Genomic DNA, 26,078 nt, shown 5'->3' on the forward strand with positions numbered 1-26,078 from the left:
CTTACGCGGCCTCACGCCACATGAATTTGTGTGTGCCCAGTGGCAGAAAAACCCCGTTAACTTTACCCAGGACCCGACCCACCTCACGCTGGGACTATACAGCTAAGTGTTGGGTGTGCTGTGTCACCCTACAGGTCGGGACACCGAGGATTTGTGGTTTGGCTTGTTAAGCGCGGCCGTTTTTTACGGCATGTTTTACTTAGCTCAACAGCGTGGCATAAATCTGATTGCTGCGTACCTCATTGTAGGTGTGGTGTGGCTCGGTTTGTATCTGTTATTCCGCTCCTTTCGGTGAACGGCAGGAATCAGCTCACACCTAGTGGCCAGCTTGGCCCCATAGCGCAGGGCGAGTTTAAGAAACCCGTCTACGATTCGTCGTTCACGAAATGCTCCGCAGAGATGCGTTTCGTAAACGCCCAAACCTGAAGCCTTGTCCCCGGCAAAGTACCACGGCGGACGCGGCGGCGCGTCTCGCCGGCTGCTGAAGGAAACCGCCGGGGCTGATGAAGCTCATACCGGTGGGTGATGTTTGTCATGTGGGGGACGAAAAGGGGTCGGTAGTTTTGGGTCCATCCAATGGCGGTCGGCAAAATGGCTTTCTGAACCAGTAAGAAAGCCGCTTCGGCCGACCGCCACCACTCACCAGCCCATGACGCAGGAACTACAATTCGACCTGGAGAACAATGCCAAGGAATGGCTGGCCCTGTCGCTGGCCGTCTCCTCGGCGGAGCGGGTGTCGTTTGGCAACATCCACGACCGGTTTTTTGCGCGCTACGGCCCCAATTTCATGGCCCACGTGTACCGCACGGCCCTGGAGGAGGTGCTGCCGGTCCTGCCCGAGGCCGCCCGCAGTCAGCTCCTGGATTCTTTCCAGCACGCCATGGGCGAGGCCATTCAGAAGCAGGCCTACGCCCTGCCCACGCTCTCGGACTGCGCCGCCTGCCACGCCCAGAAGTTCTGATAGCGCGGGTCTGCTGTTGAAACAACCCCGGCCCCGTTGCGAAAAAGGCCGGCCGCAAGTATTCGACACTGAAAAAGCCAACGACTGGGGCCTTGCTACCAAAATGGTAAGCCGTGACCCGGCCGCCGCCAGTGCAGGTTCGCGGTCCGGACTCACACTATTTTTTTGTGATAGCAAAACCATTAACTGCAAAAGCACTTGTGCCTTTACCGCGTTCTGCTTGTCAGTTTTCCCCTTCCATTAACAGAAGCGACTGCCACCTCTATGGGCACTTCTCTTCGCCTTGACCTTAACGAAAAACTCTACCTGCGCGACCCCCAGGGCACCGATTTGGGCCGCCGGCTGGTGGCCGAGAGCGTGCTGCTGATTGATGAAATCGGCTTCGAGCAGTTCACTTTCAAGAAGCTGGCCCAACGGATGGAGTCCACGGAGGCCTCGCTCTACCGCTATTTCGAGAACAAGCACAAGCTGCTGGTGTACCTGGTGAGCTGGCACTGGGCCTGGCTGCGCTACCAGATCCGGTTTCATACCCACAACGTGCCCGATGTCCGCGCCCACCACGATGACCCGGCCACCACGGCACAGACGGTAAGAACGAGCAGGTTGAGGAAGCGGTGCCGGATGTGGTCAGCGTAGCGCGGGTCGGACATAATGGCGAAGGAAGCGACTAGGCAGCTGAGCATAAATACCTTGGTGCTGCCTGCAAAGGCAAAGATTGGCCGCTAGCACGTTAGCCTCAGTTTGATGCGTAAGCCCTGCACCCCAGGTAGACCACAATCTGAGCCTAGTGGCCGTACCAGGTATTGGACCGGGTCCGGTAGCCGTCCAGCACCTCGCCTGGGAGCTGGATCTGTTGCACCAGCATCTGCACCACGATGGCTGGTAGCTGCGGTAAGGTCCGGCAAAAAAGGCCCCCAGGTAGCGCAGCGTACAGCGTTGCACGGCACTCCTCAGCTAGAAAATGCCTGCCGGGGGAGACTGAGGTCGAGAAACCGGGTGAGTTGCTCCAGGCTCAGGCCGGTGTAGAAATTTCCGCAGCGGGCGGCCTGCTCGTTACTGAGAAATGCCCCAGGCATCGGCTAGCTACTTATGGGTTTGGCACCTGCGAGTGACCCGGGCTGCCTTTGGGAAGGAACCGGTAGCCGGCTCGGCCCGACTGGCCAGCCCACCTCCGCCCCATTGGCGGGACGCAAGGCCCGGTGCGCCATGTAAATGGCCAGCGGCGCTTCCACTAGCAGCAGCCCTTTCCGCACCCAGTCGCTGCGTAGCAGGCGCTCCATCAGGTCGGGCGAAAAGCTGCCCTGGCTCAGCGCGCCCTCCAGGGGCCACTGTACCAACACCGTCGACAGCCAGAACACGACGTGGCACGCCACGGCCAACCACAGCGCGGCGCGGGGCACGGCGGGGGGCAGGTGCCAGTAGAGCAGCACCAGCACCCCGCTCAGCAGAATAGCCGGGACCGTCAGAAAGGGCACGGTGTACTGGGCGGTGGCCAGGTGCCAGGCCGCGAAATCGGCCGAGCTCAGGTACGGGCTGAGGTCAGCCCAGCTCTGGTACTCCACAAACTCGTTCATGACGGCCGCGCCCAGGCAGTAAAACGTGAGGACCAGGTAGGCCAGGAAAATCCAGTGCGGGGGAAAGGGGAAGGTTTTCATGGGAATAAGAGAAAAGGGGAAAGAGGGGTCGTTAGCGCCTGGCCGGTTTAGGGAACCAGGTCATTGGGTTCAGCAGGCCAAATCAAACGGCGCAGAGCTGGCGCACCCGGTCGGCTTCGGCGTCGTTGACGTGGGTGACGGGCGTGGCATAAATGCGGAAGTCATTGCCGGGGAAGCGGGTCTGCAGCAGCAGCTCGATGCGGCGGTAGAGCAGGGCCTTGGTCAGGAACAGCACCCGGTACAGAGGCTGGGTGCCGATGGTGCCGTCGGCGGCCAGGCAGTGGTTGCCGATGGCCTCGTCGACAAACACATCCGTGGCCAGGCGCTCGGTTAGCACCAGGTGGGCAGCGGTTTGCGCGTGCTGCGCGCTCAACGTGAGCAGGTTGAACAATATCATGGAAGGGGCAAAAAATGGGTATTCAATGAGCAGGGATAACCGAAGGCCAGGTTCGGCAGGAGCCCGGCCGCTAGCGGCCGGACTCCCGGCGGGCTTTGTAAGGGGTCAGGCTGTGCAGGATGTGCTGCACCAAGGGCTCGTGGGTCACAAAGGCGTCGGGGGTACCCGAAACGCACACCAGCAGCACATGGCCCCGGTGCCGGGCGGCCAGCGCATCGTAGCGCAGCAGCTGGCCGTCGCGGCTGCCCGTACCGGTCGTTTCCAGGAACTGGATGCCGTTGTAGGTGGTAGCGAACTGCTTATTGACCGTGACGCCAAACTGCTCGGCCAAGTGGTGGAGGGCCTGATCGGGCGTCATGCGGGCAGCGGCCCCACGCAGTTGACTGATGTAGAGCATCATGTCCCGGGTGGGGCTTAAGTGAGTAAGGGCCACCATAGTGTCGTTGGCTTGGCGCACCTGGTCCCAGCCGGCCGGCACATGGTACTGCAGCTGGTACTGGGCGCTATGCACCGACTCGTAATTTATTTCGGGTTCAGATTGGGCCCGCAGGCCCAGCGGCAACAGGAGGGCGAACAACAAGAGCAAATTTTTCATGGCAGTCAGGGAATAAGGAGGAAGAAAAAGTGCAAAAGCAAGCTGGATAGGGCACTCACTTGCCCCGCAGCGGCGTGAGACTATCCAGTACCTGGTGCAGCAGCGGGGCCTGGGTGGTAAAGACGGCGGGGGTGGCGTAGAAATACACCACCAGCACGTGGCCCTGGTAAGTGGTGACCCGGGCGTCGTAGCGCAGCTCGCGGCCCCCGACGAAACAAGTGCCGGTGCTTTCCAAAAAGTCGAGGCCGTGGGACGACACCCGGTGCTCCTCGTGGCGGGTGGCGCCCAGGTGGCGCAGCAGCCGCTCCAGGGCGCGGGCGGGCGGCAGCGCGGCGTGACGGCCCCGGAGCTGGCCCACCCACAGCCGGGCGTCGTCCTCGGGGCTGTGGTAGCGGAGCACCTCCACCGAGTCGGTGCGCTGGTGCGTCACGGTCCAGTGCGGGGGCACGGCGTATTTCACCTGGAAGGCGCGGTTCTGAACCGGTATCAGGTCCTGGGCCGCGGCGGGCAGTCCGGGCAGCAGCAACGCGAAAAGCAAAAGAAGCAAGCGGCACATGGCGAAAATGAAGTAGGAGGTGAAACGGAACGAATGACGGCCAACTCAGGACGCGCCGGGCGGGGCATTGCCTTCGGCATGGTGTTCGGGCAGGCTCAGCCCGAACACCGCCCCGGCCGCCGGGCCAGCGCGAGCCACCCCGCCGGGGCGGCCCCGGGATACCGGCGGGCTCCGGTGAGCAGAGCGGACCGCATCATTGGGCCAGCATGTTGACGATAGGCGTGCTGCCACCGCCGGTAATAATGGTTTTCGAGTTCTGCGACTTCGCCAGCTCCCGGAACGCCTCGATGGACTTGTACCGGAGCACGGCCGGGCTCAGGTCGCGGTTGATGAGCTGGTTGGTGAGGCGCACGGCCTGCGCCTCGATGCGCATGGCCTCGGCCTTGCCCCTGGCCTGGATGATGGCGGCTTCCTGCTCGCCCGTGGCCCGCACCACGGCGATACGCTTCTGGCCCTCGGCCTCAATCACGCGGCGCTCGGCGTCGCGGGTTTCGCGCTGCTTGAGAAACTCCATGCGCAGGGCCTCCTGCTCCGATTCGAGCTTGTCCTCGATGGCCTTGGCCAGGCCGGCGGGCAAAGCAATGTTCTTGAGCAGCACGTTCTCAATCTCGAAGCCCCGCGCGGTGAGTACCCCGTTCATCTGCGTGAGAATGGCCTTCTCAATGACTGAGCGCTCGGCGCTGTGCATGTCCTTAGCGAAGTAGCGGGCGCACACATCGGCGGCGGCCGAGCGGAAGACGGGCAGAATCAGGATGTTCTCGTACGCGAGGCCGGTGGTTTGCAGGATGTTGGGCACCTGATCGGCCTTCACGCGGTAGAGAATGGAAATATCGGAGGCAATGGACAAGCCTTCCTTCGAAGGCAGGCTGGAGCGGATTTCCAGGTTCTGGGTCGTGACGGGCACCTTGATGATGGTCGTCAGGAAAGGGTTGAACGCCTTCGGGCCCGACACCACGATTTGCTGGTCGAGGCGGCCGAGCGTGCGCTTCACGCCCACCTCGCCCTGGCGCACCGTGGTGCAGCTGCTCAGCGCCGTGGCCCCGGCCAGCAGCAGCGCGGCCAGCGGCCGGCGGAGCGTCATCAGGGAACGGTGCAGACTGTAGGAGCGGAACGTTTCCAGCAGCACGCGCACCTTCTCGCGGCCCAGCAGGTTGTGCGCGGCCAGCGCCGGGAGCAGAAGAGTGGGGCGGAGCGTGGCGAACGGACGCCTTGGTAAGCGGGGGCGGAAAACCGGCAACTGTATCATGGCGGATGGAAATTAAGTTAAACTACCATTATTAGTAGTTTTACTATTACATACAAGAGCCGATATGTTAAGGTTGCAGCAGGAACCAATTATTTTTAGTAAAGCTATCTAAATGCATTAATGAGCTTCTTTTTTAAGAAGTAAAACTATTATTTTGAAAAGTATGTATAGATTTGCAGCCGCCGGGCCCGATTGAGCCATGGCTACTCCTCCCCTATACTTCACCCTCCATGCAGCCCAAAACCCTCATCACGGTAGCCGTCGGCGACGGCATCGGTCCCGAAATCATGACCCAGACCCTGCGGATGCTGGAAGCCGCCGGGGCGGCGCTGGAGCCGGAATTCATCGAAGTCGGCGAGCAGGTGTACCACGCCGGCTACAGCTCCGGCATTCACCCGGCCGCCTGGGAGTCGTTGCGCCGCACGCGGGTGCTGCTCAAGGCCCCCATCACCACGCCGCTGGGCGGGGGCTACAAAAGCCTGAACGTGACGCTACGCAAGACGCTGGGCCTGTATGCTAACGTGCGCCCCAACCGCTCACTACACCCGGCCGTGGCGACCCGCCACCCAAACCTGGACGTGGTCATTATCCGCGAAAACGAGGAGGACCTCTACGCCGGCATTGAGCACCAGCAAACGCCCGACGTCGTGCAGTGCCTCAAATTGGTGTCGCGGCCCGGCTGCGAGAAGATTGTGCGCTACGCCTTCGAGTATTGCCGGCAGCACGGCCGCCGGAAGCTCACGTGCATGACCAAGGACAATATCATGAAGCTCACCGACGGCCTGTTTCACCGGGTGTTCATGGAAATCGGGCAGCAGTATCCCGACATCGAGCAGGACCACCAGATTATCGACATCGGCACGGCGCGCCTGGCCGACACGCCCGAGCGCTACGACGTGGTGGTAACGATGAACCTCTACGGCGACATCATTTCCGATGTGGTAGCCCAGCTTACGGGCTCGGTAGGGCTGGCCGGCTCGGCCAACATCGGCGACGGCGGGGCCTTGTTCGAGGCCATCCACGGCTCGGCCCCCGACATTGCGGGCCAGAACGTGGCCAACCCCTCCGGGCTGCTGCAGGCCGCCGTGCTCATGCTGGGCCACCTGGGTCAGCACGACGTGGCGGCCCGCCTCCACAACGCCTGGCTGTGCGCGCTGGAAGACGGCCTGCACCCGGCCGACATCTTCCGCCCCGAAACCAGCCAGCAGAAAGTCAGCACCGTGGAATTTGCCGATGCCGTGATTGCGCGCCTCGGCCGGGAGCCGCAGCAGCTGGCGGCCATGCCCGCGCGGGAAGCGGCGACGCCGGCCCCTACGGTTAGCCCCGCGCCCTTGCACGGCAAGGCCCCCGTGCAGCAGCAGCTGGTGGGTGTGGACGTGTTCCTGCGTTGGGACGGCAAGCAGGCCGACGCGCTCGGCCAGCAGCTGGAAAGCCTCACTGGCCGCCGCATGCAGCTCAAGCTCATTACCAACCGCGGGGTGAAGGTGTACCCCGACGGCCACCCCGAAACCTTTTGCACCGACCACTGGCGCTGCCGCTTTGTGGCCGCCGATGCCTTGGTGAGCGGCTCACAGCTGGAATTTACCCCCGTGCCCTTTATGGACGTGTTATTTCTGCTGCACCGCTTGGTCGATTACCAGTTGTACATCATCAAAACGGAGCACTTGTATCTGATGGACGGGCAACGGGCCTTTTCGCTGGGCCAAGGCGAATAGCACCGCGCTCGGAAAAAAGATACTCCCGAACGCGCAGTAAACCTTTCCTTTGAGGTGGGGTTTCCTCTCACGCACACTAGTCTTCCTTCCGTATGCACGCCACCCTCCGCATCGACTTAAACGAAAAACTCTACCTGCGCGACCCCCAGGGCACCGATTTGGGCCGCCGGCTGGTGGCCGAGAGCGTGCTGCTGATTGATGAAATCGGCTTCGAGCAGTTCACTTTCAAGAAGCTGGCCCAACGGATGGAGTCCACGGAGGCCTCGCTCTACCGCTATTTCGAGAACAAGCACAAGCTGCTGGTGTACCTGGTGAGCTGGCACTGGGCCTGGCTGCGCTACCAGATCCGGTTTCATACCCACAACGTACCCGATGCCCGCGAGCGGCTGCGGCTGATTCTGGGTATTCTCACCCGGGCCCACGAGGACGACCCGGCCACCACCCAGCTCGACGAGGCCGCCCTCTACCGCATCGTCGTGCATGAAGCGTCCAAATCTTACCTGACCCGCGACGTGGACGGCGACAACCGGGAGGGGCTGTTTCGGGAGTACAAGCAGCTGGCGGCCAGCATCGTGGCCGTGGTGCAGGAAATTAACCCCGCCTACGCCTACCCCCACGCGCTGGTGAGCACCTTGCTGGAGTCGGCGCGCAAGCAGCTGTTCTTCGCCCAGCACCTACCTTCGCTCACCGATGCCATCACCGGCGACAAGGACAAAAACACCCTTCAAGCCTTCCTGGCCCAAGTGGCTTTTGCTACCCTGGCCTAGCGGCCGCACCCGCGCTCCGGGCCGGCCCTGCCCGGCCGGGAGGCCCGGCTCCTTTCTAAGTACCTGACTACTCCGACTCCTCCTTCCTGCATGGCAGACCCCAATGCTTCCTTTCTCACGCCCGGCCAGCGCCTGTGGCGGCTGCTGGCCTCCGAGCGGCGCGACATCACCTACCTCTACGTGTACGCGGCCCTGGCCGGGGTTATCAACCTGTCGCTGCCGCTGGGCGTGCAGTCGGTTATCGGCTTTGTCAGCAGCGGGGCCGTGAGCACCTCGCTGGTCGTGCTCATCACCTTTATTGTGGTCGGGACGCTGCTGGTGGGTGGCTTGCAGGTGATGCAGGTGTATCTGGTCGAATTCATTCAGCAGCGCCTGTTTGCCCGCATCAGCCTCGACTTTGCCCTGCGCCTGCCGCGGGTGCGCACCGAAGCCCTGGACGGCCAGTACCTGCCGGAGCTAATGAACCGCCTGCTCGACGCGCCCACCCTGCAGAAAGGGCTGGCTACCATCTTGGTAGAGTTTTCGGCCGCGGCGTTGCAGATTTTGTTCGGCCTGATCCTGCTTTCCTTCTACCACCCCATTTTCATTGCCTTCGGGGTGCTGCTGGTGCTGCTGCTGGCCCTGATGATTCGCGTGACGGGCCCCAAGGGCCTGAGCACCAGCCTGCAGGAGTCGAAGTACAAGTACAAGGTAGTGGCCTGGCTCGAAGACGTGGCCCGCACCGTGCAGACCTTCCGTCATCCGCCCCGGCAGGAGCTGGCCCTGGACCGCACCGACACGCTGGTGGAGGGCTACCTGAGTGCCCGCCAGAGCCACTTCCGGGTGCTGCTCACCCAGTTCTGGGGCTTTGTAGCGTTCAAAACCCTGATTACGGCCACCCTGCTCATCATCGGCTGCTGGCTGCTCATCAACCGCCAGATTAACATTGGCCAGTTCGTGGCCGCCGAAATCATCATCATTCTCACCATTTCGGCCGTGGAGAAAGTGCTGCTCAAGCTCGACGTGGTGTACGACGCGCTAACCGCGCTCGACAAAATCGGCCACGTGCTGGACCTCCCGGTGGTGACTGGTACCGGCGGTACCATGCTGCCGCTGCCGGCCGTGCGCGGCGGCCTGCGGGCTGAGCTGCGCCAGCTCAGCTACCAGTACCCCAGCGGCCACCGCCACCCGCTCGACGAGCTCACCCTCACCATCGGTTCGGGCGAGCACCTGGGCCTGGCCGGCTACGACGGCTCGGGCAAAACCACGCTGCTGCGCATTCTGGCGGGCTTGCTCACCGGCTACACCGGCGTGGTGGCCTACGACGGGCTGGCCCTGCAGGACCTGGCGCCCACCTCCCTGGGCGAGCACGTAGGCGACACCATCGCCCCCCAGCACCTGTTCGACGGCACCGTGCTCGACAACCTCGCCCTGGGTCAGAACAGTGTGGCGTCCGAGGACGTGGCCTGGGCCCTGGAGCTGGTGGGCATGCGCGACGACGTGTACGGCCGCCCGCTGGGGCTGAACACGCCGCTGGGCATCGGTACGCCGCTGGCCGACAGCACCCGCCAGAAGCTGCTGCTGGCCCGCGCCCTGGTGCGCCGGCCGCGCCTGCTGCTGCTCGACAATTTCCTGCCCAATGTGGAGCCCGCCGAGCAGCTGCGCATCCTGCGCCGCGTGCTGGCCCCCGAACACCACTGGACCGTGGTGCTGGCCTCCAACGATTTGCGCCTGCTGGGCCTGTGCCCGCGGCTGGCCGTGCTGCGCGAAGGCACCCTGGTCGCCGATGGCGCGTTTGCCGACGTCGCCCGGCAGGCCGAGCTACAGGAGCTGCTGGCGTAAATTTCAATTAAGAATGACAGGCGAAAGATTAAAAACGGCCGTTATGGCCAGCTCCATTACCGCTGGCTCAACCGCTTTTTGCTTACTCCTCCTCGTCGCTACTTCTTAAGTACTACTTCTTAATTCGAGAATACATGCCTTTCGCCGAACATCCTCTGGACGAATCCAACCCGCTGACCGGGCGCTTTCGCTCCTATGCGCGGGTGCAAACCCCGCGGGCCGGCCGCACGCTGGCCCGCTGGACGGCCGGGCTGGGCCTGCTGGTGCTGCTGGCCGGCTTCCTGCCCTGGACCCAGAACATCCGCTCGACCGGCTCGCTGACCACGCTGCGCCCCCAGGACCGCCCCCAGACCGTACCCAGCACCATTGCCGGCCGCATCCAGCGCTGGCGGGTGCGCGAAGGCCAGCACGTGCGCAAGGGCGACACGCTGGTCGACATCGTGGAAGTCAAGGAAAAATACTTCGACCCCAAGCTCGTGCAGCGTACCGGCGAGCAGCTCGACGCCAAGATTGGCTCCCTGGGCGAAAACCGGGCGAAAGGCACCGCCCTCAGCGCCCAGCAGACGGCGTTGCGCGCCGGTCTGCAGGTCAGTCTGAGCAAGGCCCGCAACTACGTGGAGCAAAGCCGGCTGAAGGTTAATTCCGATGCCGCCGACCTGGTGGCCGCGCGCAACGACTTCACCATTGCCGAGCGGCAGCAGCAGCGGCAGGAAGAGCTGTATAAGCAGGGCCTGAAATCACTCACGGAGCTGGAGCAGCGCCGGCTCAAGTTTCAGGAAAGTACCGCCAAGCTCCAATCCGCCGAAAACAAGCTGGCCGCCAGCCGCCAGGCCCTCACCAACGCCCAGCTGGAGCTGGCCTCGCTGGCGGCCGAATACCAGGACAAGCTCGCCAAGTCAGAGTCGGACCGGCGCTCGGTAACGGCCTACCAGTTTGATACCGAAGGCCAGATTGCCAAGATGCGCAACGAGCTGGCCAACCTCAGCATCCGGGCGGGCTTCTACCAGATTACGGCTCCCCAGGACGGCTACGTGGTGCGGGCCCTGAAAGAAGGTATCGGTGAAATCGTCAAGGAAGGGGAGCCCATCGTGACGGTGATGCCCGACGCGCCGGCGCTGGCCGCCGAGCTCTACGTGAAGCCCATGGACATTCCGCTGCTGCGCGTGGGCCGGCGCGTACGGCTGCAGTTCGACGGCTGGCCGGCCCTGGTGTTCAGCGGCTGGCCCGGCACCAGCTTCGGCACGTTCGGCGGCGTGGTGGCCGTCATCGACAACATCGACTCCCAGGGTCAGTACCGCATCCTCGTCACCCCCGACCCAGGCCATGAAGCCTGGCCCAAGCCCCTGCGCGTGGGCTCCGGCGTCTACGGCTGGGCCCTGCTCGACGACGTGCCCATCTGGTACGAGCTGTGGCGGCAGGTGAACGGCTTCCCACCCAACTACGTGGGCGGCCCCGTGGCTGACGCCGGAAAAGCGGGCAAAGGTGGGAAAGACGCCAACAAAGCCGCGAAGGAAGAACCCTCCACCGAAGAAGACGCAAAATGAAGCACTTGCGCATTTTCGGGCTGGGCTTACTGCTGCTGAGTATTGCTGCCGGGCAGGCGGGGGCGCAAACTACCCGGCCGGCCGCCCCGCTGCCGGGGCAGTCGTCGCGCACCCAGCAGCAGCTCCAGCGCCAGGCCCGGCAGGTCTACCCCACGGGCCCCCTGGGTGCGCCCGCCCTGGTAACCCGCCCGGTGGAGCTGGCCGATACCGGCCGCGTATTCAGCCTGGCCGATTTGCTGACCTTCGTGACGCTGCGCCACCCCGTGGCCCGGCAGGCAGGCCTGCTGCCCGAAAGGGCCCTGCAGGAGGTGCGCTTGGCCCGCGGCCAGTTCGACCCCGCGGCGACCAGCAAGTACTACGGCAAAACCTTCGGCGGCAAGGAGTATTTCCACGACTGGGACTCCCAGCTGCGGGTGCCGCTCTGGTTCGGGGCCGACGTGAAGGCGGGCTTCGAGCGGGGCGTGGGCACCTTCGTCAACCCCGAAAACTACACGGCCCCGGCGGGCCTGAGCTACGTGGGCATTTCGGTGCCCCTGGCCCAGGGTCTGTTGATTGATGAGCGGCGGGCGGCGGTGCGCCAGGCGCAGGCGCTACAGGGCCTGGCCGAAGCCGAGCGGCGCGGGGCCCTGAACAAGCTGCAGCTGCAGGCCGCCAAAGACTACTGGGACTGGACGCTGAGCTACCAGCGGCAGGAGCTGCTGCGCCAGAATGCCGAGCTGGCCGAGGTGCGCTTCCGGGCCGTGCGCGAGCGGGTCCGCCTGGGCGACCTGGCCGCCATCGACTCGGTGGAGGCCCTCACGGAGCTGCAAAACCGCCAGGCCCAGCTGGTGCAGGCCCGGGTGCAGTGGCAAAACGCGACGCTCCAGCTCAGCAACTACCTCTGGGACGAGCAGCAGCAGCCCCGCGAGCTGCCCGCCGATGTGCGCCCGCAGGCCCTGCCCGGCCCCGCCGGCTGGCAGCCCCTGCCCCCCGATTCGCTGGCGGCCCTCACCGAGCTGGCCCGGCAGCTGCACCCCGACCTGCAAAAGAGCCGCGCCAAGCTGGTCCAGCTGGGTGTGGAGCGCCGCCTGCTGGCCAATAAGCTGCTGCCCAAGCTCACGCTCGACTACAACCTGCTGCAAGCCGGCCAACCCTTCAACCCCGAAACCGGCGCCAGCTTCCAGGGCACGTACCTGCAGAACAACTACAAGCTGGGCGTGAGCTTCGCCTACCCGCTGCTGCTGCGCCAGGAGCGGGCCAAGCTCCAGCTCAACCGCCTCAAGCTGAGCGAAACCGAGCTGGCCCTGCAGCAGGATACCCGCAACATCCAGACCGGCGTGGAGACCGTGGCCAACGACTGGGAGGCCCTGCGCGAGCAGCTGGTCCTGCAGGAGCAGGTGGTGCTGAACGCCGGGCGCCTGCGCCAGGGCGAGCAAATCCGCTTTGAGAACGGGGAAAGCTCGGTGTTTCTGCTCAACACCCGCGAAGCCAGCCTGGTGGCGGCCCGCGTGAAGCTGGTCGAGCTGCAGGCCAAGTATGCCCAAACCCGAGCTACGCTGCGCTGGGCGGCCGGCGGCGTCGAATAAGCCGCAGTTCCAGTCGGGCGCCTGCCCCGCACCTCTTGGTCCAGATTCCCGGCTCAGGCCAGGCGCTGGGGTTGTCCCTTCAGATGAGCTGCGGCCAGCGTGCAGGACCGCCAGGACCGCAACCGGTGAAACCACGCACAACTGCCCCGTCATTGGGGCCGCAAGGTCGGCAAAGCGGCCCTGCGGCCGGACTCGGGCCGTGGACAATGGGGGACGGGCCGTCTCGGCAGCGCCAGTCAACAATGGCAAGTCGTTAAGTCAGAATCAGCTACCAAGCGGATAGGCCTGGGCTGTAGCTTGGGCAACCCGTTGAAAGGGGTGTTTACTGGTGGGCAGCGTTTGAAGTCGCCGCCTTCACGGGCAGGGCCATGTGAACTGTAGCTTCCGGAGCCGGCACCATCGGCCGGCCCCGGCGGCGGCTAATCAGCTTTTGCAGCTCTACCGCCCAGAAAACCACGCTCGACGCCGCCACCGTGATGCCCAATTCAAGCCAAGTTAGCGGCTGGGTGCTGAACAGGTCATTGAAAAATGGTGTGTAAAGTATCAGCAGGTGCAGGCCTACCGTCAGCGCCACGGCCCCCAGCAGAGGCTTGTTGGACAGCAGGCCAATGCTGAAAATAGATTCCTGCCTGGACCGAATAGCCAGCGCCAGGCCCAGTTGGCTAAAGCAGAGCACCGTGAAAGCCATAGTCTGCCAGTGCGCCACGCCGTTGCGCAGGGCCCAGGCCTCCGTCCCGATGGTCAGGCCCCCAACGAGCATTCCGACCAGGACGATAAACCAGCCCAGGCCGTTGGCGAAGATGGTTTGGCGCGGGTCGATGGGCGGGCGCAGCATGCTGTGCTTCTCGGAGGGCTCGTAGGCCAGCGCCAGGCCGGGCAGCCCGTCGGTGACGAGGTTGATCCACAGAATGTGAATGGCCAGCAGCGGCACGGGCAGGCCGAACAAGGGCGCAAAAAACAAGGCGGCTATTTCGCCCGCGCTGCCGGCCAGGATGTAGCGGATGAACTTGAGGATGTTGTCGAAGATGCGCCGCCCGTGCCGCACGGCGTGCACGATGGTGGCGAAGTTGTCGTCGAGCAGAATCATGGCCGCCGCTTCCTTGGCCACCTCCGTGCCGTTGATGCCCATGGCCACGCCGATGTCGGCGTTTTTCAGGGCCGGCGCGTCGTTCACGCCGTCGCCGGTCATGGCTACGAACTGGTGTTTGGCTTGTAAAGCACTAATGATGCGCAGCTTCTGGGCCGGGTCGACGCGGGCGTACACCCGCACTTTTTCCACCACGGCGGCAAAGGCCGCCTCGTCGAGCTGGGTCAGTTCCGGCCCGGTCAGCACCAGCTCATCGGGCTTGGATAAGATGCCCAGCTGCTCGGCAATGGCCTTGGCCGTGAGGGGGTGGTCGCCGGTAATCATGACGGCAATAATGCCGGCCGCCTTGCACTCGGCCACGGCCTGCCCAGCTTCCTGGCGGGGTGGGTCGATCAGGCCCGCGAAGCCGATGAAGCTGAGGCCGGTTTCGACGGTGGCGGGCGTGACTTTGGCCGGCAGCTCGGGCAGCAGCTTGCCTGCGTAGCCCAGCACCCGGAAGCCTTTGGCCGCCAACTCATCCACGCGCCGCCGCAAGTCGGGGATTTCAGCCTGCTGCTGCTGCCCCGCGTCGAGTTGGTCGAACAGCGCGCTCAACGCTCCTTTGGTAATACAGAGCACGCCCTGATCGGTCTGGTGCAGCGTCGTCATGCATTTGCGCTCGGAGTCGAAGGGCAGCTCGCCGATGCGCGGAAACCGGCTTTCGAGGGCGGTGCGGGCGTGGTCTTGCCCGGCGGCGTATTGCACCAGGGCCACTTCGGTGGAGTCGCCCAGCCAGTGGCCGGCCGGGTCCTGGGTTACGTCGTTGTTGAGGGCCATGGCCGCCAGCAGACCAGTTTGGTTATCCAGCACGGGCAGGGCAAACGCCGGCGCGGCGTACGTGTCCTCCACCGTCATTTTGTTGAGCGTGAGCGTGCCCGTTTTGTCGGTGCAGATGTAGGTGACCGAGCCCAGCGTTTCGACGGCCGGCAGCTTGCGAATCAGGGCCTGGTCCTGTATCAGCCGTTTGGCGCCCAGGGCCAGCGACACGGTGACCAGCGCGGGCAAGGCTTCGGGCAGGGCGGCAATAGCCAGCGAAATGGACACCAGCAGCAGGCTGCCCAGCGGCTCACCCCGCAGCCAGCCCACCCCGAAAAAGAGGGCCCCAATTACCAGCGCCACGGCCGATAAATACTTGCCCAACGTAGCCAGCCGCTTCTGCAGCGGCGTCATCGTTTCCTCAGTTTGAATGAGCGTCGCAATCTTACCCAGCTCGGTATTCATGCCCGTGGCCACCACATAAGCGGTGGCCCGGCCGTTGGTCACGAACGTGCCCTTGTAGCCCATGTTCAGCCGGTCGCCGAGCGGAAAGTCCCCCGCGGGCAGTGCCGCCGGGCTTTTCTCCACGTTGGCCGATTCGCCGGTCAGCGACGATTCATCCACTTTCAGCGCGTGGGTTTCGAGGAAGCGCACGTCGGCCGGGATGACGTCGCCGGCTTCGAGCACCGCCACGTCGCCGGGCACCAGGTCGGCCGCCGCGATTTCTACGGGCTGGCCGTTGCGCAGCACCTGGGCCTGGGTGGCCGCCATTTTCTGCAGGGCTTCCATGGCCTGGTCGGCCCGGTATTCCTGCACGAAGCCGATGACGGCATTAAGGGCAACGATGGCCAGGATGACGTAGACAGATTTCCACTCGCCCACGGCCCCCGATACCAGGGCTGCCACCAGCAGTACCAGAATCATCACATCGGCCAGCTGGTGCAGCAGCAGCTGCCACACGGTTTTCTTCCTGGTGTCGGCCAAGACATTGGGGCCGTGTTCGGCCAGCCGCTGCTGGGCCGTAGCTGCGTCGAGCCCGGCGGGCGCGGATTTTAGCTCGTGCGCGACATCGGCAACGGAGGCAACGTGATAATCCATAGGGTAGCGTGTTGGGGAAACCCGATGGGCCATTAATTTCTGCCCGAGCAGGATTTTGCAGCCTACTCCGCGGCCGGCAGCACCAGCACGGGCACGGCGCTGTGCAGCAACACCTGGGCCGTAACGCTGTGGTGAAACAGCTCGCCCAGGAAGCTGCGCGGCCGGGCAATGAGCACCACCAGATCAAAATCGGCGGGCCGAGCGACCTGCAGAATGCCATCGGCCGGGGCCGGGGCCACCACGCTGCGGCTACGGATGGGCGGCACCAAGTCGGTAGTGAGACCAGTGCGCTGAACGGACTGCAGCGCGCCGTCAGCATCGGGGGCCGGGGCGGCGGTTACGTGCACTACCGTCAGCTCCGCGTGCAGGGCGTCGAGCAGGTGCCGCATGGCTCCCGCGTGCTGGCCCAGGGAGAATTCCTCCCCGTCCACGGCCAGCAGCACGCGGCGCGGCGGGTGCGTAAAAGGCACGTTGTGGGGCACCACCAGCATGGGGTAAGGCGCGGTGCGCAGGATGTCCAGCGCCGTGGTGCTGACCAGCTCGTCGGGCGTGGCCTCCGTGTCGGGGCGCCCCAGCACCACCAGCGTCGGCTGGTGGCGGCTCACGGCATCCGCCACGGCGTAGGCTACGCGGCCGTGGCCTACTTCCGCTACCACCGGCACGGGCAGATTGCTGGTGATACTGCTCAGAGCCAGAGCGATGGCTTCGCTATTGAGGTTCGACAGGCCACCGGTAAACAGGTCCGGGTCAGTGAGGGCGTCGCGGCGCACGTGCAGCAGCACCAGCCGGGCGCCAAGGGGGCCGGCCAGGTTGGTGGCGTAGTCGAGGGCGCGGTCAGCAGCCTGAAAAAAGTCGGTCAAGATCAGCAGGGAGGGAGTCATAAACAGACGTAGCAACAAGGATGAAAGGGACGGTAAGGTACGCCGGACGGACTTACCAAACCCTGCTGAGAATTGCCCCCGGGCATGACGTATGTCATACCGCCGGAGCCGATAGCACCGCACCTTTGTCCGGTGCCCTCGGGTAGTCGAAACCCACCCCCGTTCGGGGACGTCCGCTTTGACTGCCAGGCCGCTTTCGGCGACACCTTCTGCCCCCTTCCTCATGCATATTACTGTTTTTAGTGCTCATCCTTTCGAGCAGCCGTTTCTGCGGGCCGCCGCGCAGAACCGCCACGAGCTGCTGTTCGTGGACGAGGCGCTGAGTCTGGCCACGGCCGACCGGGCGGCCGGCAGCCCGGCCGTGGCCATTTTCGTTGGGGACGATGCCTCGGCCCCGGTGCTGGAGCGGCTGGCGGCGCTGGGCGTGCGCTACCTGCTGGTGCGGGCGGCCGGCTACGACCAGGTAGACCTGCCCGCCGCCCAGCGCCTGGGCCTGCGCGTGGCCAACGTGCCCCACTACTCCCCGTTTGCCATTGCCGAGCACGCGCTGGCCCTCATGCTGGCTCTCAACCGCCACCTGCACCAGGCCGATGCCCAGGTGCGCCACGCCGACTTCCGGCTGGACGCGCTGGTCGGCTTCGACCTGCACGGCAAAACCGTCGGCATCGTCGGCTGCGGCACTATCGGGGGCACCCTGGCGGGCCTGCTGCACGGGTTTGGCTGCCGTTTGCTGGGCGCCGACGTGCAGCCGGACCCAACGCTGACGCAGCGCTTTGGGCTGGAGTTCGTACCGCTCGATACGCTTTGCGCGCAGGCCGATGTCATCAGCCTGCATGCCCCCCTCACCCCGGCCACCCACCACCTGTTTAATGCCGGGCAGCTGGCGAAAACGAAGCGGGGCGTCATGCTCATCAACACCGGCCGCGGCGGCCTGCTGGACACCCAAGCGGCGCTGGCAGCGCTGGATTCCGGCCAGCTGGGCTACCTGGGCCTGGATGTGTACGAGCACGAAAAGGGCCTGTTCTTCCACGACCACTCGCAGGTTCTGCCCGCCGATACCCTGCTGGCCCAGCTGCTGGCCCGGCCCAATGTGCTTGTGACGGGCCACCAGGGTTTCCTGACCCGCGAGGCGCTAACCAACATTGCCACCACGGCCCTCGAAACCCTCGACCAGTGGCTTGCCGGGCAGGCGGTGCCCAACGAGCTGACCGCAGCACCTGGGGCGGGCATCAGAATACCAGGCTAACGCGCCGCGGTGGCTGTGCCCGGCGGGCGAAATGATCAACGCGGGCAGGCGCGGCAGCAGCGTGGTGCTGCCGCTGGAAATGCGCCGTTCGCGCAACCCCGCCGTCGTTACCCGCCTTACCGGTACCGCTAAGCGTTGCCCAAAGGCTAGCGCTTTACCGGCCGTGCCACCTGTTGGCAGGAGGCTCCGAAGCGGCTACCGTGAGCTGGTGCTTGTCAGGCATAAAAAAAGGACGCCGAATCGACGTCCCCTTTTCCACAACCAAAACACCTAAAAAACTATTCTTTCAAGCGGAATCATAACAAGGTCTGTGCCAGAATTTAGTCATTCGTCTGGCCAGTCAAACTTTATTTTTCCAGCGCAGCAGAGGCTACTCCTTCACCAGGCGGGTCATCAGCCGGGAGCCTGCCGCTTCTACCGTTACCAGGTACAGGCCCGGAGTTAGCTGGGGCAGAGCCAGCGGCTGCACATTGCTTCCGGCCCGGATCTGCACTACCTGCATAGCCACAGTTCGTCCCAGCAGGTCAGCCACTTGCACCGTGCCGGGGCCGGCCGTGCGGGCTTCGAACGTCAGCGTCACTGCGGTCCGGAAAGGATTGGGGTAGCTGGCAAAGGTTTCGGCCGCCAGCGCCGCCGCCGTGGTACTCAGCACAACGCGCAGATTGCGGGCCCCGCGAAATACCTGCCCGCGGATTTCGCCGCCCGGAAACTGCGCCGTGTGCAGGTTCACGTACATACTATCCTTGCGGAACTGCAGGGAGCGGCGCACCGTGAAGGGCTGTGCGGCGTTGTCGGCGCGCCAGTAGCCGTAGGCCGCCGTGGGCGTGCCGGCATTGTCGAAGAAAGGCACGAGGTTGAACACCACCGGCCCGACCTGATTGCGCAGGCCGGTATGGAAATGACCGCCGGTGGGCACGCCCGTCAGGCCGCCCCACACCAGCATAAAGTGGGCGTTGTTCTGGTCCCGGTCGATGCTGACCAGGCCCGAGGCCAGGCCGGCGCTGCTGCTGGGCGCGGGCTGCTCCTGCACGCCACTCAGGGCAAAGGTGTAGCCTTCGCGGGCTACGCGGTACACCTGCCCGCGGATTTCGCCCTCGGGGTTGGCCGCCGTATTCAGCACCAGATTTACCTGCCCCGCCAGAAACGCGTTGGCAGTGGCCGGATTCAACCCGGGGAAAGTGACGGAAAAGGCTTTGCTCGTCAGCGTGGTCAGCCCTACCCGACTCAGGCGGGTGGCCCCGGTATTCGACTGGCCGGCATCGGCCAGGTACAGGTCCAGACTGGTGGGCGGACCACTCAGGCCGGTAAAGGACACGGTGAGGCGCAGCGTATCGAGGGCCGGATTCAGCTCGCCCAGCGCCACGGCTTTGGCCGTGGTTGTAACGGCAGGCACCATCTGCGCCCCGTCGAGGCGGGCATCGTGGGCTACCACGCGGGCCCGGCTTACCAGCTGCCCCCTTATCTCGCCGCCGGGATTATTGACGGTGTACACGTTGATGTAGATGTTGCCCGCTTCCAGCGCCGCCAGAAAAGCCGGCGTGACGGGCACCTCGCCCTCGATGACGTTGCCCGCCAGATACGGCTGCAAGTCCAGGATAACGGGGCCCACCGCGCCCGGGGCACCGTTGTGGAAGTGCGTGGCCGTAATGGCGCTGGTCATGTTGTCGAGCACGGTGCGGAACTTCAGGCGGGACTTGTCCTGGGCCAGCACAAAGCTGCCCACGCCCAGCCCGGCGGGCGTGACGACGGGCACTTCCTGGGCCCCGGTGAGCGTGCCGGCATACAGGTATTCCGTCTCCATCTCAATCTGCCCGCGGATTTCCCCCCCGGGGTTGGCGGCCGTGTGCACGTTGAGGTAATAGTCGCCGCGGATGAAGCGCCGCAGCTTGGTGTTGTCGAGGTCGGGGCCGGTCAGGAACCCCTGCAGGCGGTTGCCGCGCACAAACTGCAGCAAGCCCGTCACGACCGGGCCCGACACCCCGCGCCGGCCCAGGTGGGTGTGGGCATTGGTAATGGGTCCGCTCAGGCCGCTGAAGGTGGCGGTAATAAACAGCGTGTCGCGGGTAGCATTCAGCACGCAGCTGGCCACGCCCTGCGCGGGGGTAGCAACGGCGGGCACTTCCTGCGCCCCATCCAGCTTGGCCGACAGCAGCAGGTGGGGCCGCAGGTGGTCGGCCCATCCCAGTCCGGGCGCCAGCAGCAAGGCCAGCACTAGCGTAAGTTGTTTGCGCATAACAGCAGGAGTTTGGTGAAACAAAAAGTCCCCGGTTGGCAACCGCGGCCATCCTCATATTCGGAGCCGCGGCGCATTTGGTTGCTTGCCCTCAGGCAATTAGCGGCCGGCCCGCGCCTCCCCCCGGACTCGGGCCAGTCGGCGCGTTTGGTGGCGGGCCGGCCGGCCGCGTATCTTGCGGGCTTTACCCCTACTTACCTTTCTATGGAAGCTCCCCGCGACGAATTCATGCGCGAAGCCATTCGCCTTTCAATCGAGAAAATGCAGGCCGGCCACGGTGGCCCCTTCGGCGCCGTGGTGGTCAAAGACGGCCGCGTCATTGCCCGGGGTTTCAACCAGGTAACCAGCACCAACGACCCCACCTGCCACGCCGAAGTCGATGCCATTCGCAAGGCCTGCCAGGCGCTGGGCACGTTTCAGCTCGACGACTGCGACCTGTACACCTCCTGCGAGCCCTGCCCCATGTGCCTGGGCGCCATCTACTGGGCCCGCCCGCGCCGCGTGTTCTACGGCAACACCAAAGCCGACGCGGCCGCCGTCGGCTTCGACGACCAGTTCATCTACGAGGAGCTGGACAAGCCCCTGCCCGCCCGCCAGATTCCGATGCAGGAGCTGCTGCGCGACGAAGCCCTGGCCGGCTTCGAGGCCTGGACGAAAAAGGAAGGCAAAACCGAGTATTAACAGCAGTTTTGCGGCTTTAGCGGGGCTTTTCAACGGCCCTGACCTGCATCGGCTACCTCGCCCCTGTCCCAAACAGCAAAGGCTACCCCACGAGGGTAGCCTTTGCTGTTTGGAGACAAATCATCCGGAAATCGGCGCGGTGCCTTCTGCTACATCTTGCCTTTCATGCCCATCATTTTGGCCATCTGGGCCATGCCGCCCTTGGTGGTGCTCATCTTGTTCATCGTGCGCATCACCTTGCGCATGTCCTCAAACTGCTTCATCAGGTTGTTGACCTGCTGAATGTCGGTGCCGCTGCCCTTGGCCAGACGGCGGCGGCGGGAGCCGTTGATAACATCCGGCGAGGCCCGCTCCTGCGGGGTCATGCTCTTGATGATGGACTCAATCGGCTTGAAGGCGTCGTCGTCGATGTCGATGTCCTTGATCTGCTTGCTCATGCCGGGAATCATGCCCACCAGATCCTTCAGGTTGCCCATCTTCTTGATCTGCTCGAGCTGGGAGAGGAAGTCGTCGAAGTTGAACTGGTTTTTGCGGATCTTCTGGTTGATGCGCTTGGCCTCGTCCTCGTCGAACTGCTGCTGGGCGCGCTCCACGAGCGAGATTACGTCGCCCATGCCCAGAATCCGCTGCGCCATCCGGTCGGGATAGAACATATCCAGGGCTTCCATCTTCTCGCCCGTCGAGATGAATTTGATGGGCTTTTCAACCACGGCCCGGATGCTCAGGGCCGCGCCGCCGCGGGAGTCGCCGTCGAGCTTGGTGAGCACCACGCCGTCGAAGTTGAGGCGGTCGTTGAAGGTTTTGGCGGTATTCACCGCGTCCTGGCCCGTCATGGCGTCCACCACGAACAGGGTTTCCGACGGGTTGATGGCCCGCTTCACGGCCTCAATCTCCTTCATCATCTGCTCATCGACGGCCAGGCGGCCGGCGGTGTCGATGATGACGACCTTCTTGTTGTTTTTCCTGGCGTAGGCAATGGCATTCTGCGAAATCTCGACCGGGTTCTTGTTCTCCGGCTCCGAGTACACCTCCACGCCCACCTGCTCGCCCAGTACTTTTAGCTGGTCGATGGCGGCGGGCCGGTAGATGTCGCAGGCGACGAGCAGCACCGTGCGGTTCTGCTTTTTGATGAACGTGGCCAGCTTGCCGGCGAAAGTCGTTTTGCCCGAGCCCTGCAGGCCCGAGAGCAGAATGATGGCCGGGTCGCCCTTGAGCACCACGTCCTCCTTGGTGCCGCCCATGAGCTGGGTCAGCTCGTCGTACACGATTTTGGTCATCAGCTGCCCCGGCGACACGGTCGTCAGCACGTCGCGGCCCATGGCCTCGTCCTTGATCTTGTCGGTGACTTCCTTGGCCACCTTGTAGTTCACGTCGGCATCCACCAGGGCGCGGCGGATTTCCTTGATGGTGGCCGCCACGTTGATTTCGGTGATGCTGCCCTGGCCCTTGAGGGTTTTGAAGGCTTTATCGAGCTTGGTACTGAGGTTATCAAACATCGGTAGAGGTAGTGCTTGGTTGCGTGGGAATTGGGCCGCCAAGGCTGTTCAGCCCCGGGCAGCCCGCTGGTTGCGGGGGTAGCAAGGCGGCCAACCCGGCCGTTCTTGCCGACGGAATCCTCGAAATGCCGCCTTTTCGCTCCCAAAATTAGCCAGAAAACCGCGAAAGCCGATACCTGCTTACCTTCGCGCCGCCAAACGGTCTTAATCTGTCCCCAAGTTCTCATGCGCCTGCTCGTCATTACGTATTATTGGCCGCCTTCCGGGGGCGCGGGCGTGCAGCGGACGTTGAAATTTGTGAAGCACCTGCCCTCCTTCGGCGTGGCGTGCACCGTGATTACCGTCGACCCCGAGCAGGGAGCGTATCCGGTGCTGGATGCGTCGCTGGCGGCGGAGGTGCCCGCCGCGGTGCGGGTGATTCGCACGGGCACTTCGGAGCCTTTCGGCTCCTACAAGAAGCTCACCGGCCGCCGGCAGATTCCCTACGGCGGCTTCGCCAACGAAAGCCAGACCAGCTTCCAGCAGCGGTTTTTCAAGTTCGTGCGCGGCAACGTGTTTATCCCCGATCCGCGCCGGGGCTGGAACGCCCACGTGCTGCGGGCCTGCGCCGAGCTGTTTGCCGCCGGCGAAACCTTCGACGCCGTGCTCACCAGCAGCCCGCCCCATTCCACCCAGCTCATTGGCCTGGAGCTTAAAAAGCGCTATGGTCTGCGCTGGCTGGCCGACATGCGCGACCCCTGGACCGACATCTACTACGCCAAGGCGCTCAACCAGACGGCCCCCGCCCGCTGGCTCGACGCCTGGTACGAGCGGCAGGTGCTGGAGCAGGCCGACGAGGTGCTGGTGACCAGCCCCGACACCAAGCGCCTGTTTCTGGGCAAGTCGGCCAAGCTCACCGACGCCAAATTTCACGTGCTGCCCAACGGCTACGACGAAAGCGACTTCCGCGAGCCTTCGGCCCCGCCCACCGACGCGCTGCTGATAACCCACACGGGCACCATTTCCGAAATCTACCACATCGAGCTGTTTCTGGCCGCCTGCGGGGAGTGCTGCCGCCGCCATCCCGACGTGAACCTGCGCCTGCGCTTCGTGGGCCAGGTATCCCGGGGCGTGCAGACCTTGGTTGAGGACCACGAGCTCAGCGCCCGCACCGAGTTTATTGCCTTCGTGCCCCACGAGGCGTCGGTGGGCTACCTGCTGCGCTCCACGGTGCTGCTGATGGCCATTCCCGACGTCGACCACAACTTCGGTATTCTGCCCGGCAAAGTATTCGAGTACCTGGCGGCCAACAAGCCCATCATCTGCGTGGGTCCGGTGGGCTCCGATGCCGACACGCTGCTGGAAGAGTGCGGCGCCGGCCACGCCTTTGCCTACGTGGCCTACGGCGACATGCTCGACTACCTCGAAGCCCAGGTAGCGGCCTGGCGCCTGAACCCGAACCTGGATTTGCCGGCCCTGAACCACTCCCGCTACTCCCGCCGCGCCCTCACCGAAAAGCTGGCACGGCTGATCCAGCGCGCCTAGCCCACGGCTCAATCAGGCGGCGGCGGACAAAATTCATCCGCGCCCGGATGAAATTAACGGCCGGGCGGGTGAATTTCAAGGCAGGCGCCATGATTTTCACGGGAGCTCCTATGAAAATCATGCGAGGCCGGATGAAATTTATGCGGCACCGGGTGAATTTCACGGGAGGCCGGGTGAATTTCATCTTCGCTCGGATGAAATTCACCCGACCTCCCGTGAAATTCATGACCGGCTGGGTGATTTTTATCCGACTGGTCATAAAATTTATGACCAGTCGGATAAAAATCACGGTGGGGGCCTTAAACTTCATCCGGCTGCTCCTCTGAATTTTATCCGAGGCGGCGGCGGCCGGCCTAGCGCAGCTTCTGCCACACCCCGCGCAGCTTGCCGGGCACGCGGCTGGCCAGCTGGGCGCGGAAGTCGGCCCAGGCGGAGCGGGGCAGCTGGCGGCCCTGCCAGGCACTGAGGGCCGCGGCCACCCGCTGGGCCAGGGTGCGGTAGTGGGGGCGCTGGTAGTGGCGCAGGTTGTTGGTCACGTCGGCCGGGGTGCGCACAAAGTCGCGCACGTCGATGACAAAGCAGTTTTCGGCTTCGGCCACAAACTCCGCCAGGGCCTGGTTCATTGCGGCCTGGCGCTGGGCGGCACCGGTTTCGCCGGCGCCGGGCACGTCAATTTCGGCTCCGTTGAGGAAGAAGATGGGCACCGGGGCCGGCACCTGGGCGCGCAGCCAGCGCAGGTTTTCCCGGAAGCGGGCCGGCGTAATCTGGCCCTCACAGGTGAATTCGCGCTGAAACCGGCGCAGAAAGGCCTCGTCCATGCCGCGAAAACGGCGCTGGGCGTAGCGGGCGGCCTGGGCCCCGGGCTCCACGGCGGTCAAATCCTGGTAGCCGCCGAAGGGAATTTCGACGCCGGTCGCTTTTTCGCGGTACAGCTCCTGGGTGTAGTCCATCAGGGGGCTGTATACCAATGCATCAAAGTCGTGGCCCCAGAGCCTGGTGTCGAAAGCTTCGCGGCCCAGAAACGGCAGCTGCCCGGCCAGGCGCTGCTGCTCGGTGGCCGGCAGCTCCCGGCCCTGGCGCAGCAGCGCCGTATGCTCGACGTGCACCGGAATCTAGTTTTCATTCACGAAGTTGAACTCCTCGGCCACCTCCAGCTGAAAAGCCTGCAGAAACGGCGTCAGCTGGCCCAGGTCGCAGCCACCCTTGAGCAGCACCCGCAGCCGGCCGGCCACCGGCGCGGCGGGGTCCGCCGTCGTGGGGTCCGCCGCGGCTACCGCTATCCAGTCGGGCTGGTCGGTGGCGTTCAGCGCGGTGGCTACTTCGCCCTGCACCTCCAGGGCCGGAAAGCCCAGCCAGGCATAGGTAAACTGCTCGACGCCCAGGTGCAGAATGCGGCAGGAGAAGACGAGCTGCACCAGCCGGTTTTCGGGCCTGCTGATGCCGTACACGCCCACCAGGCCGTAGTTGCCGAACCGGTCGTGCACCCGCACGGTGCCCCAGCGCTGGGTGTCGTCGGCCAGGGCCGCGGCCAGCCCGGCTTTGGTTACGCGCTGCTTGGTGAAGTTGAGCTGATTGGAGCGGTTGATAAGCTCCTCGATACGGTCCAGGTCGGGCACCACGGCCGCGCCTTCCCGAAACTCGATGCGCACCTGGGCGTCGCGCAGAAAAGCCCGGTTGTCCTGATAGGTGGAGCGGGCCTGCTGCTGCCGTTCGAGCAGCTTGTACTGTTCCAGGCGGCCAAGCTGCGGGTCGGGCTTGCCGCTGGCGCGCAGCAGCGGCGCCAGCGCGGGCAGCTCGGCGGGGTCGGCTACCTGCAGGCCGGGGTTGTAGAACCGGGCTTCGGCCCGGTTGATGGGGTTGTCGTCGAGAAACAGGGCGTTGGGCGCCCGCAGCTGCATCTTCTCCAGCAGCTCCCGGATGATGGGCCCCTTGGGCTGCCAGCTGATCTGGGGAAACACGAACAGCTCCCGGATGCCCAGCGCCGTGAGCTGGGCCTCGGCGGCGGCAAAATCGTTCTTCGAGACGATGGTGTGCACGATGCCCCGGGCGGCGGTGTCGCGCACCAGGGCCAGGTTCGCCGCCACCGCTGCCACGGCGCCTTCCGAGAGCGTGCCTTGCCAGAAGGTATCGTCCAGGTCCCAGATAACGACCTTAACGGGCTCGGAGGATGGTTTTTCGTTTTTCGTTGGTGGTTTTTCGCTCATCGGTTGCCCTG

Annotated in this window: 22 protein-coding genes; 11 read left to right on the forward strand and 11 right to left on the reverse strand. The window is 64.4% G+C overall.

What is annotated here, in order from left to right; genetic code table 11:
• The first annotated feature begins 649 nt into the window (after positions 1-649).
• Positions 650-961 (forward strand): hypothetical protein, encoded by a 312-nt coding sequence (locus ABD842_RS07815; RefSeq protein WP_345112335.1) that lies wholly within the window; start codon positions 650-652, stop codon positions 959-961.
• Positions 962-1,225: 264 nt separating this feature from the next.
• Positions 1,226-1,597, forward strand: a complete 372-nt coding sequence (locus tag ABD842_RS07820; protein ID WP_345112337.1) for a TetR/AcrR family transcriptional regulator — start codon at positions 1,226-1,228, stop codon at positions 1,595-1,597.
• Positions 1,598-2,040: 443 nt separating this feature from the next.
• On the opposite strand, the gene ABD842_RS07825 is transcribed toward ABD842_RS07820, so the two are convergent.
• The 5 genes from ABD842_RS07825 to ABD842_RS07845 form a co-directional block, all read right to left on the reverse strand.
• Entirely contained in the window at positions 2,041-2,616 is a 576-nt protein-coding gene (locus ABD842_RS07825; RefSeq protein ID WP_345112338.1) for a hypothetical protein, read from the reverse strand.
• A gap of 82 nt (positions 2,617-2,698) precedes the next feature.
• Positions 2,699-3,013 (reverse strand): hypothetical protein, encoded by a 315-nt coding sequence (locus ABD842_RS07830; RefSeq protein ID WP_345112339.1) that lies wholly within the window; start codon positions 3,011-3,013, stop codon positions 2,699-2,701.
• Positions 3,014-3,083: 70 nt separating this feature from the next.
• Positions 3,084-3,608 carry a hypothetical protein gene (locus ABD842_RS07835; protein WP_345112341.1) on the reverse strand — a complete coding sequence of 175 codons (525 nt, stop codon included), beginning with the start codon at positions 3,606-3,608 and terminating at the stop codon, positions 3,084-3,086.
• 55 nt (positions 3,609-3,663) lie between these two features.
• On the reverse strand, positions 3,664-4,164 hold the full coding sequence (locus ABD842_RS07840) for a hypothetical protein (protein ID WP_345112343.1): 501 nt from the start codon (positions 4,162-4,164) through the stop codon (positions 3,664-3,666).
• Positions 4,165-4,357: 193 nt separating this feature from the next.
• On the reverse strand, positions 4,358-5,410 hold the full coding sequence (locus tag ABD842_RS07845) for a prohibitin family protein (RefSeq protein ID WP_345112345.1): 1,053 nt from the start codon (positions 5,408-5,410) through the stop codon (positions 4,358-4,360).
• 230 nt (positions 5,411-5,640) lie between these two features.
• On the opposite strand from ABD842_RS07845, the gene ABD842_RS07850 reads away from it, so the two are divergent.
• From ABD842_RS07850 to ABD842_RS07870, 5 genes are all read left to right on the forward strand, one after another.
• A complete protein-coding gene (locus tag ABD842_RS07850) occupies positions 5,641-7,125 on the forward strand; it encodes an NADP-dependent isocitrate dehydrogenase (protein ID WP_345112347.1) in 1,485 nt (494 codons plus the stop codon).
• 92 nt (positions 7,126-7,217) lie between these two features.
• Positions 7,218-7,892 carry a TetR/AcrR family transcriptional regulator gene (locus ABD842_RS07855; RefSeq protein ID WP_345112349.1) on the forward strand — a complete coding sequence of 225 codons (675 nt, stop codon included), beginning with the start codon at positions 7,218-7,220 and terminating at the stop codon, positions 7,890-7,892.
• Positions 7,893-7,982: 90 nt separating this feature from the next.
• Entirely contained in the window at positions 7,983-9,713 is a 1,731-nt protein-coding gene (locus tag ABD842_RS07860) for a peptidase domain-containing ABC transporter (RefSeq protein WP_345112350.1), read from the forward strand.
• A gap of 134 nt (positions 9,714-9,847) precedes the next feature.
• Positions 9,848-11,257, forward strand: coding sequence for an HlyD family secretion protein (locus ABD842_RS07865; RefSeq protein ID WP_345112351.1), 1,410 nt, complete (start codon positions 9,848-9,850; stop codon positions 11,255-11,257).
• Complete coding sequence (locus ABD842_RS07870; RefSeq protein WP_345112353.1) at positions 11,254-12,822, forward strand: TolC family protein; 1,569 nt, start codon at positions 11,254-11,256, stop codon at positions 12,820-12,822. Before ABD842_RS07865 ends, ABD842_RS07870 begins: the two co-directional genes overlap by 4 nt.
• 322 nt (positions 12,823-13,144) lie before the next feature.
• On the opposite strand, the gene ABD842_RS07875 is transcribed toward ABD842_RS07870, so the two are convergent.
• Positions 13,145-15,802, reverse strand: a complete 2,658-nt coding sequence (locus ABD842_RS07875) for a cation-translocating P-type ATPase (protein WP_345112355.1) — start codon at positions 15,800-15,802, stop codon at positions 13,145-13,147.
• A 62-nt stretch (positions 15,803-15,864) separates the two neighbouring features.
• The gene (locus ABD842_RS07880; protein ID WP_345112357.1) at positions 15,865-16,683 is read right to left on the reverse strand and encodes a universal stress protein; all 819 of its coding nucleotides are present in this window, start codon (positions 16,681-16,683) and stop codon (positions 15,865-15,867) included.
• A 223-nt stretch (positions 16,684-16,906) separates the two neighbouring features.
• Between ABD842_RS07880 and ABD842_RS07885 the strand changes: the two genes are divergently transcribed.
• Positions 16,907-17,929 carry a 2-hydroxyacid dehydrogenase gene (locus tag ABD842_RS07885; RefSeq protein ID WP_345112358.1) on the forward strand — a complete coding sequence of 341 codons (1,023 nt, stop codon included), beginning with the start codon at positions 16,907-16,909 and terminating at the stop codon, positions 17,927-17,929.
• 370 nt (positions 17,930-18,299) lie between these two features.
• Here ABD842_RS07885 and ABD842_RS07890 read toward each other — a convergent pair whose 3' ends face one another.
• Positions 18,300-20,162 carry a CHRD domain-containing protein gene (locus ABD842_RS07890; RefSeq protein WP_345112360.1) on the reverse strand — a complete coding sequence of 621 codons (1,863 nt, stop codon included), beginning with the start codon at positions 20,160-20,162 and terminating at the stop codon, positions 18,300-18,302.
• Between the two features lie 204 nt (positions 20,163-20,366).
• Here ABD842_RS07890 and ABD842_RS07895 point away from each other — a divergent pair, with 204 nt between their 5' ends.
• Entirely contained in the window at positions 20,367-20,843 is a 477-nt protein-coding gene (locus ABD842_RS07895; RefSeq protein ID WP_345112362.1) for a nucleoside deaminase, read from the forward strand.
• Between the two features lie 149 nt (positions 20,844-20,992).
• Here ABD842_RS07895 and ffh read toward each other — a convergent pair whose 3' ends face one another.
• The gene (gene ffh / locus ABD842_RS07900) at positions 20,993-22,339 is read right to left on the reverse strand and encodes a signal recognition particle protein (RefSeq protein ID WP_345112363.1); all 1,347 of its coding nucleotides are present in this window, start codon (positions 22,337-22,339) and stop codon (positions 20,993-20,995) included.
• Positions 22,340-22,564: 225 nt separating this feature from the next.
• Between ffh and ABD842_RS07905 the strand changes: the two genes are divergently transcribed.
• Positions 22,565-23,863 carry a glycosyltransferase family 4 protein gene (locus ABD842_RS07905; protein ID WP_345112365.1) on the forward strand — a complete coding sequence of 433 codons (1,299 nt, stop codon included), beginning with the start codon at positions 22,565-22,567 and terminating at the stop codon, positions 23,861-23,863.
• Positions 23,864-23,910: 47 nt separating this feature from the next.
• Positions 23,911-24,189, forward strand: a complete 279-nt coding sequence (locus tag ABD842_RS07910; protein ID WP_345112367.1) for a hypothetical protein — start codon at positions 23,911-23,913, stop codon at positions 24,187-24,189.
• A gap of 27 nt (positions 24,190-24,216) precedes the next feature.
• On the opposite strand, the gene ABD842_RS07915 is transcribed toward ABD842_RS07910, so the two are convergent.
• Together ABD842_RS07915 and ABD842_RS07920 are read right to left on the reverse strand one after the other, a co-directional pair.
• Positions 24,217-24,969, reverse strand: a complete 753-nt coding sequence (locus tag ABD842_RS07915; protein WP_345112369.1) for an SGNH/GDSL hydrolase family protein — start codon at positions 24,967-24,969, stop codon at positions 24,217-24,219.
• 6 nt (positions 24,970-24,975) lie between these two features.
• A complete protein-coding gene (locus tag ABD842_RS07920) occupies positions 24,976-26,067 on the reverse strand; it encodes a hypothetical protein (RefSeq protein ID WP_345112371.1) in 1,092 nt (363 codons plus the stop codon).
• Positions 26,068-26,078: the final 11 nt, after the last annotated feature.

This window comes from Hymenobacter algoricola (assembly GCF_039539525.1).
In the GTDB taxonomy this organism is placed as follows: Bacteria; Bacteroidota; Bacteroidia; order Cytophagales; family Hymenobacteraceae; genus Hymenobacter; species Hymenobacter algoricola.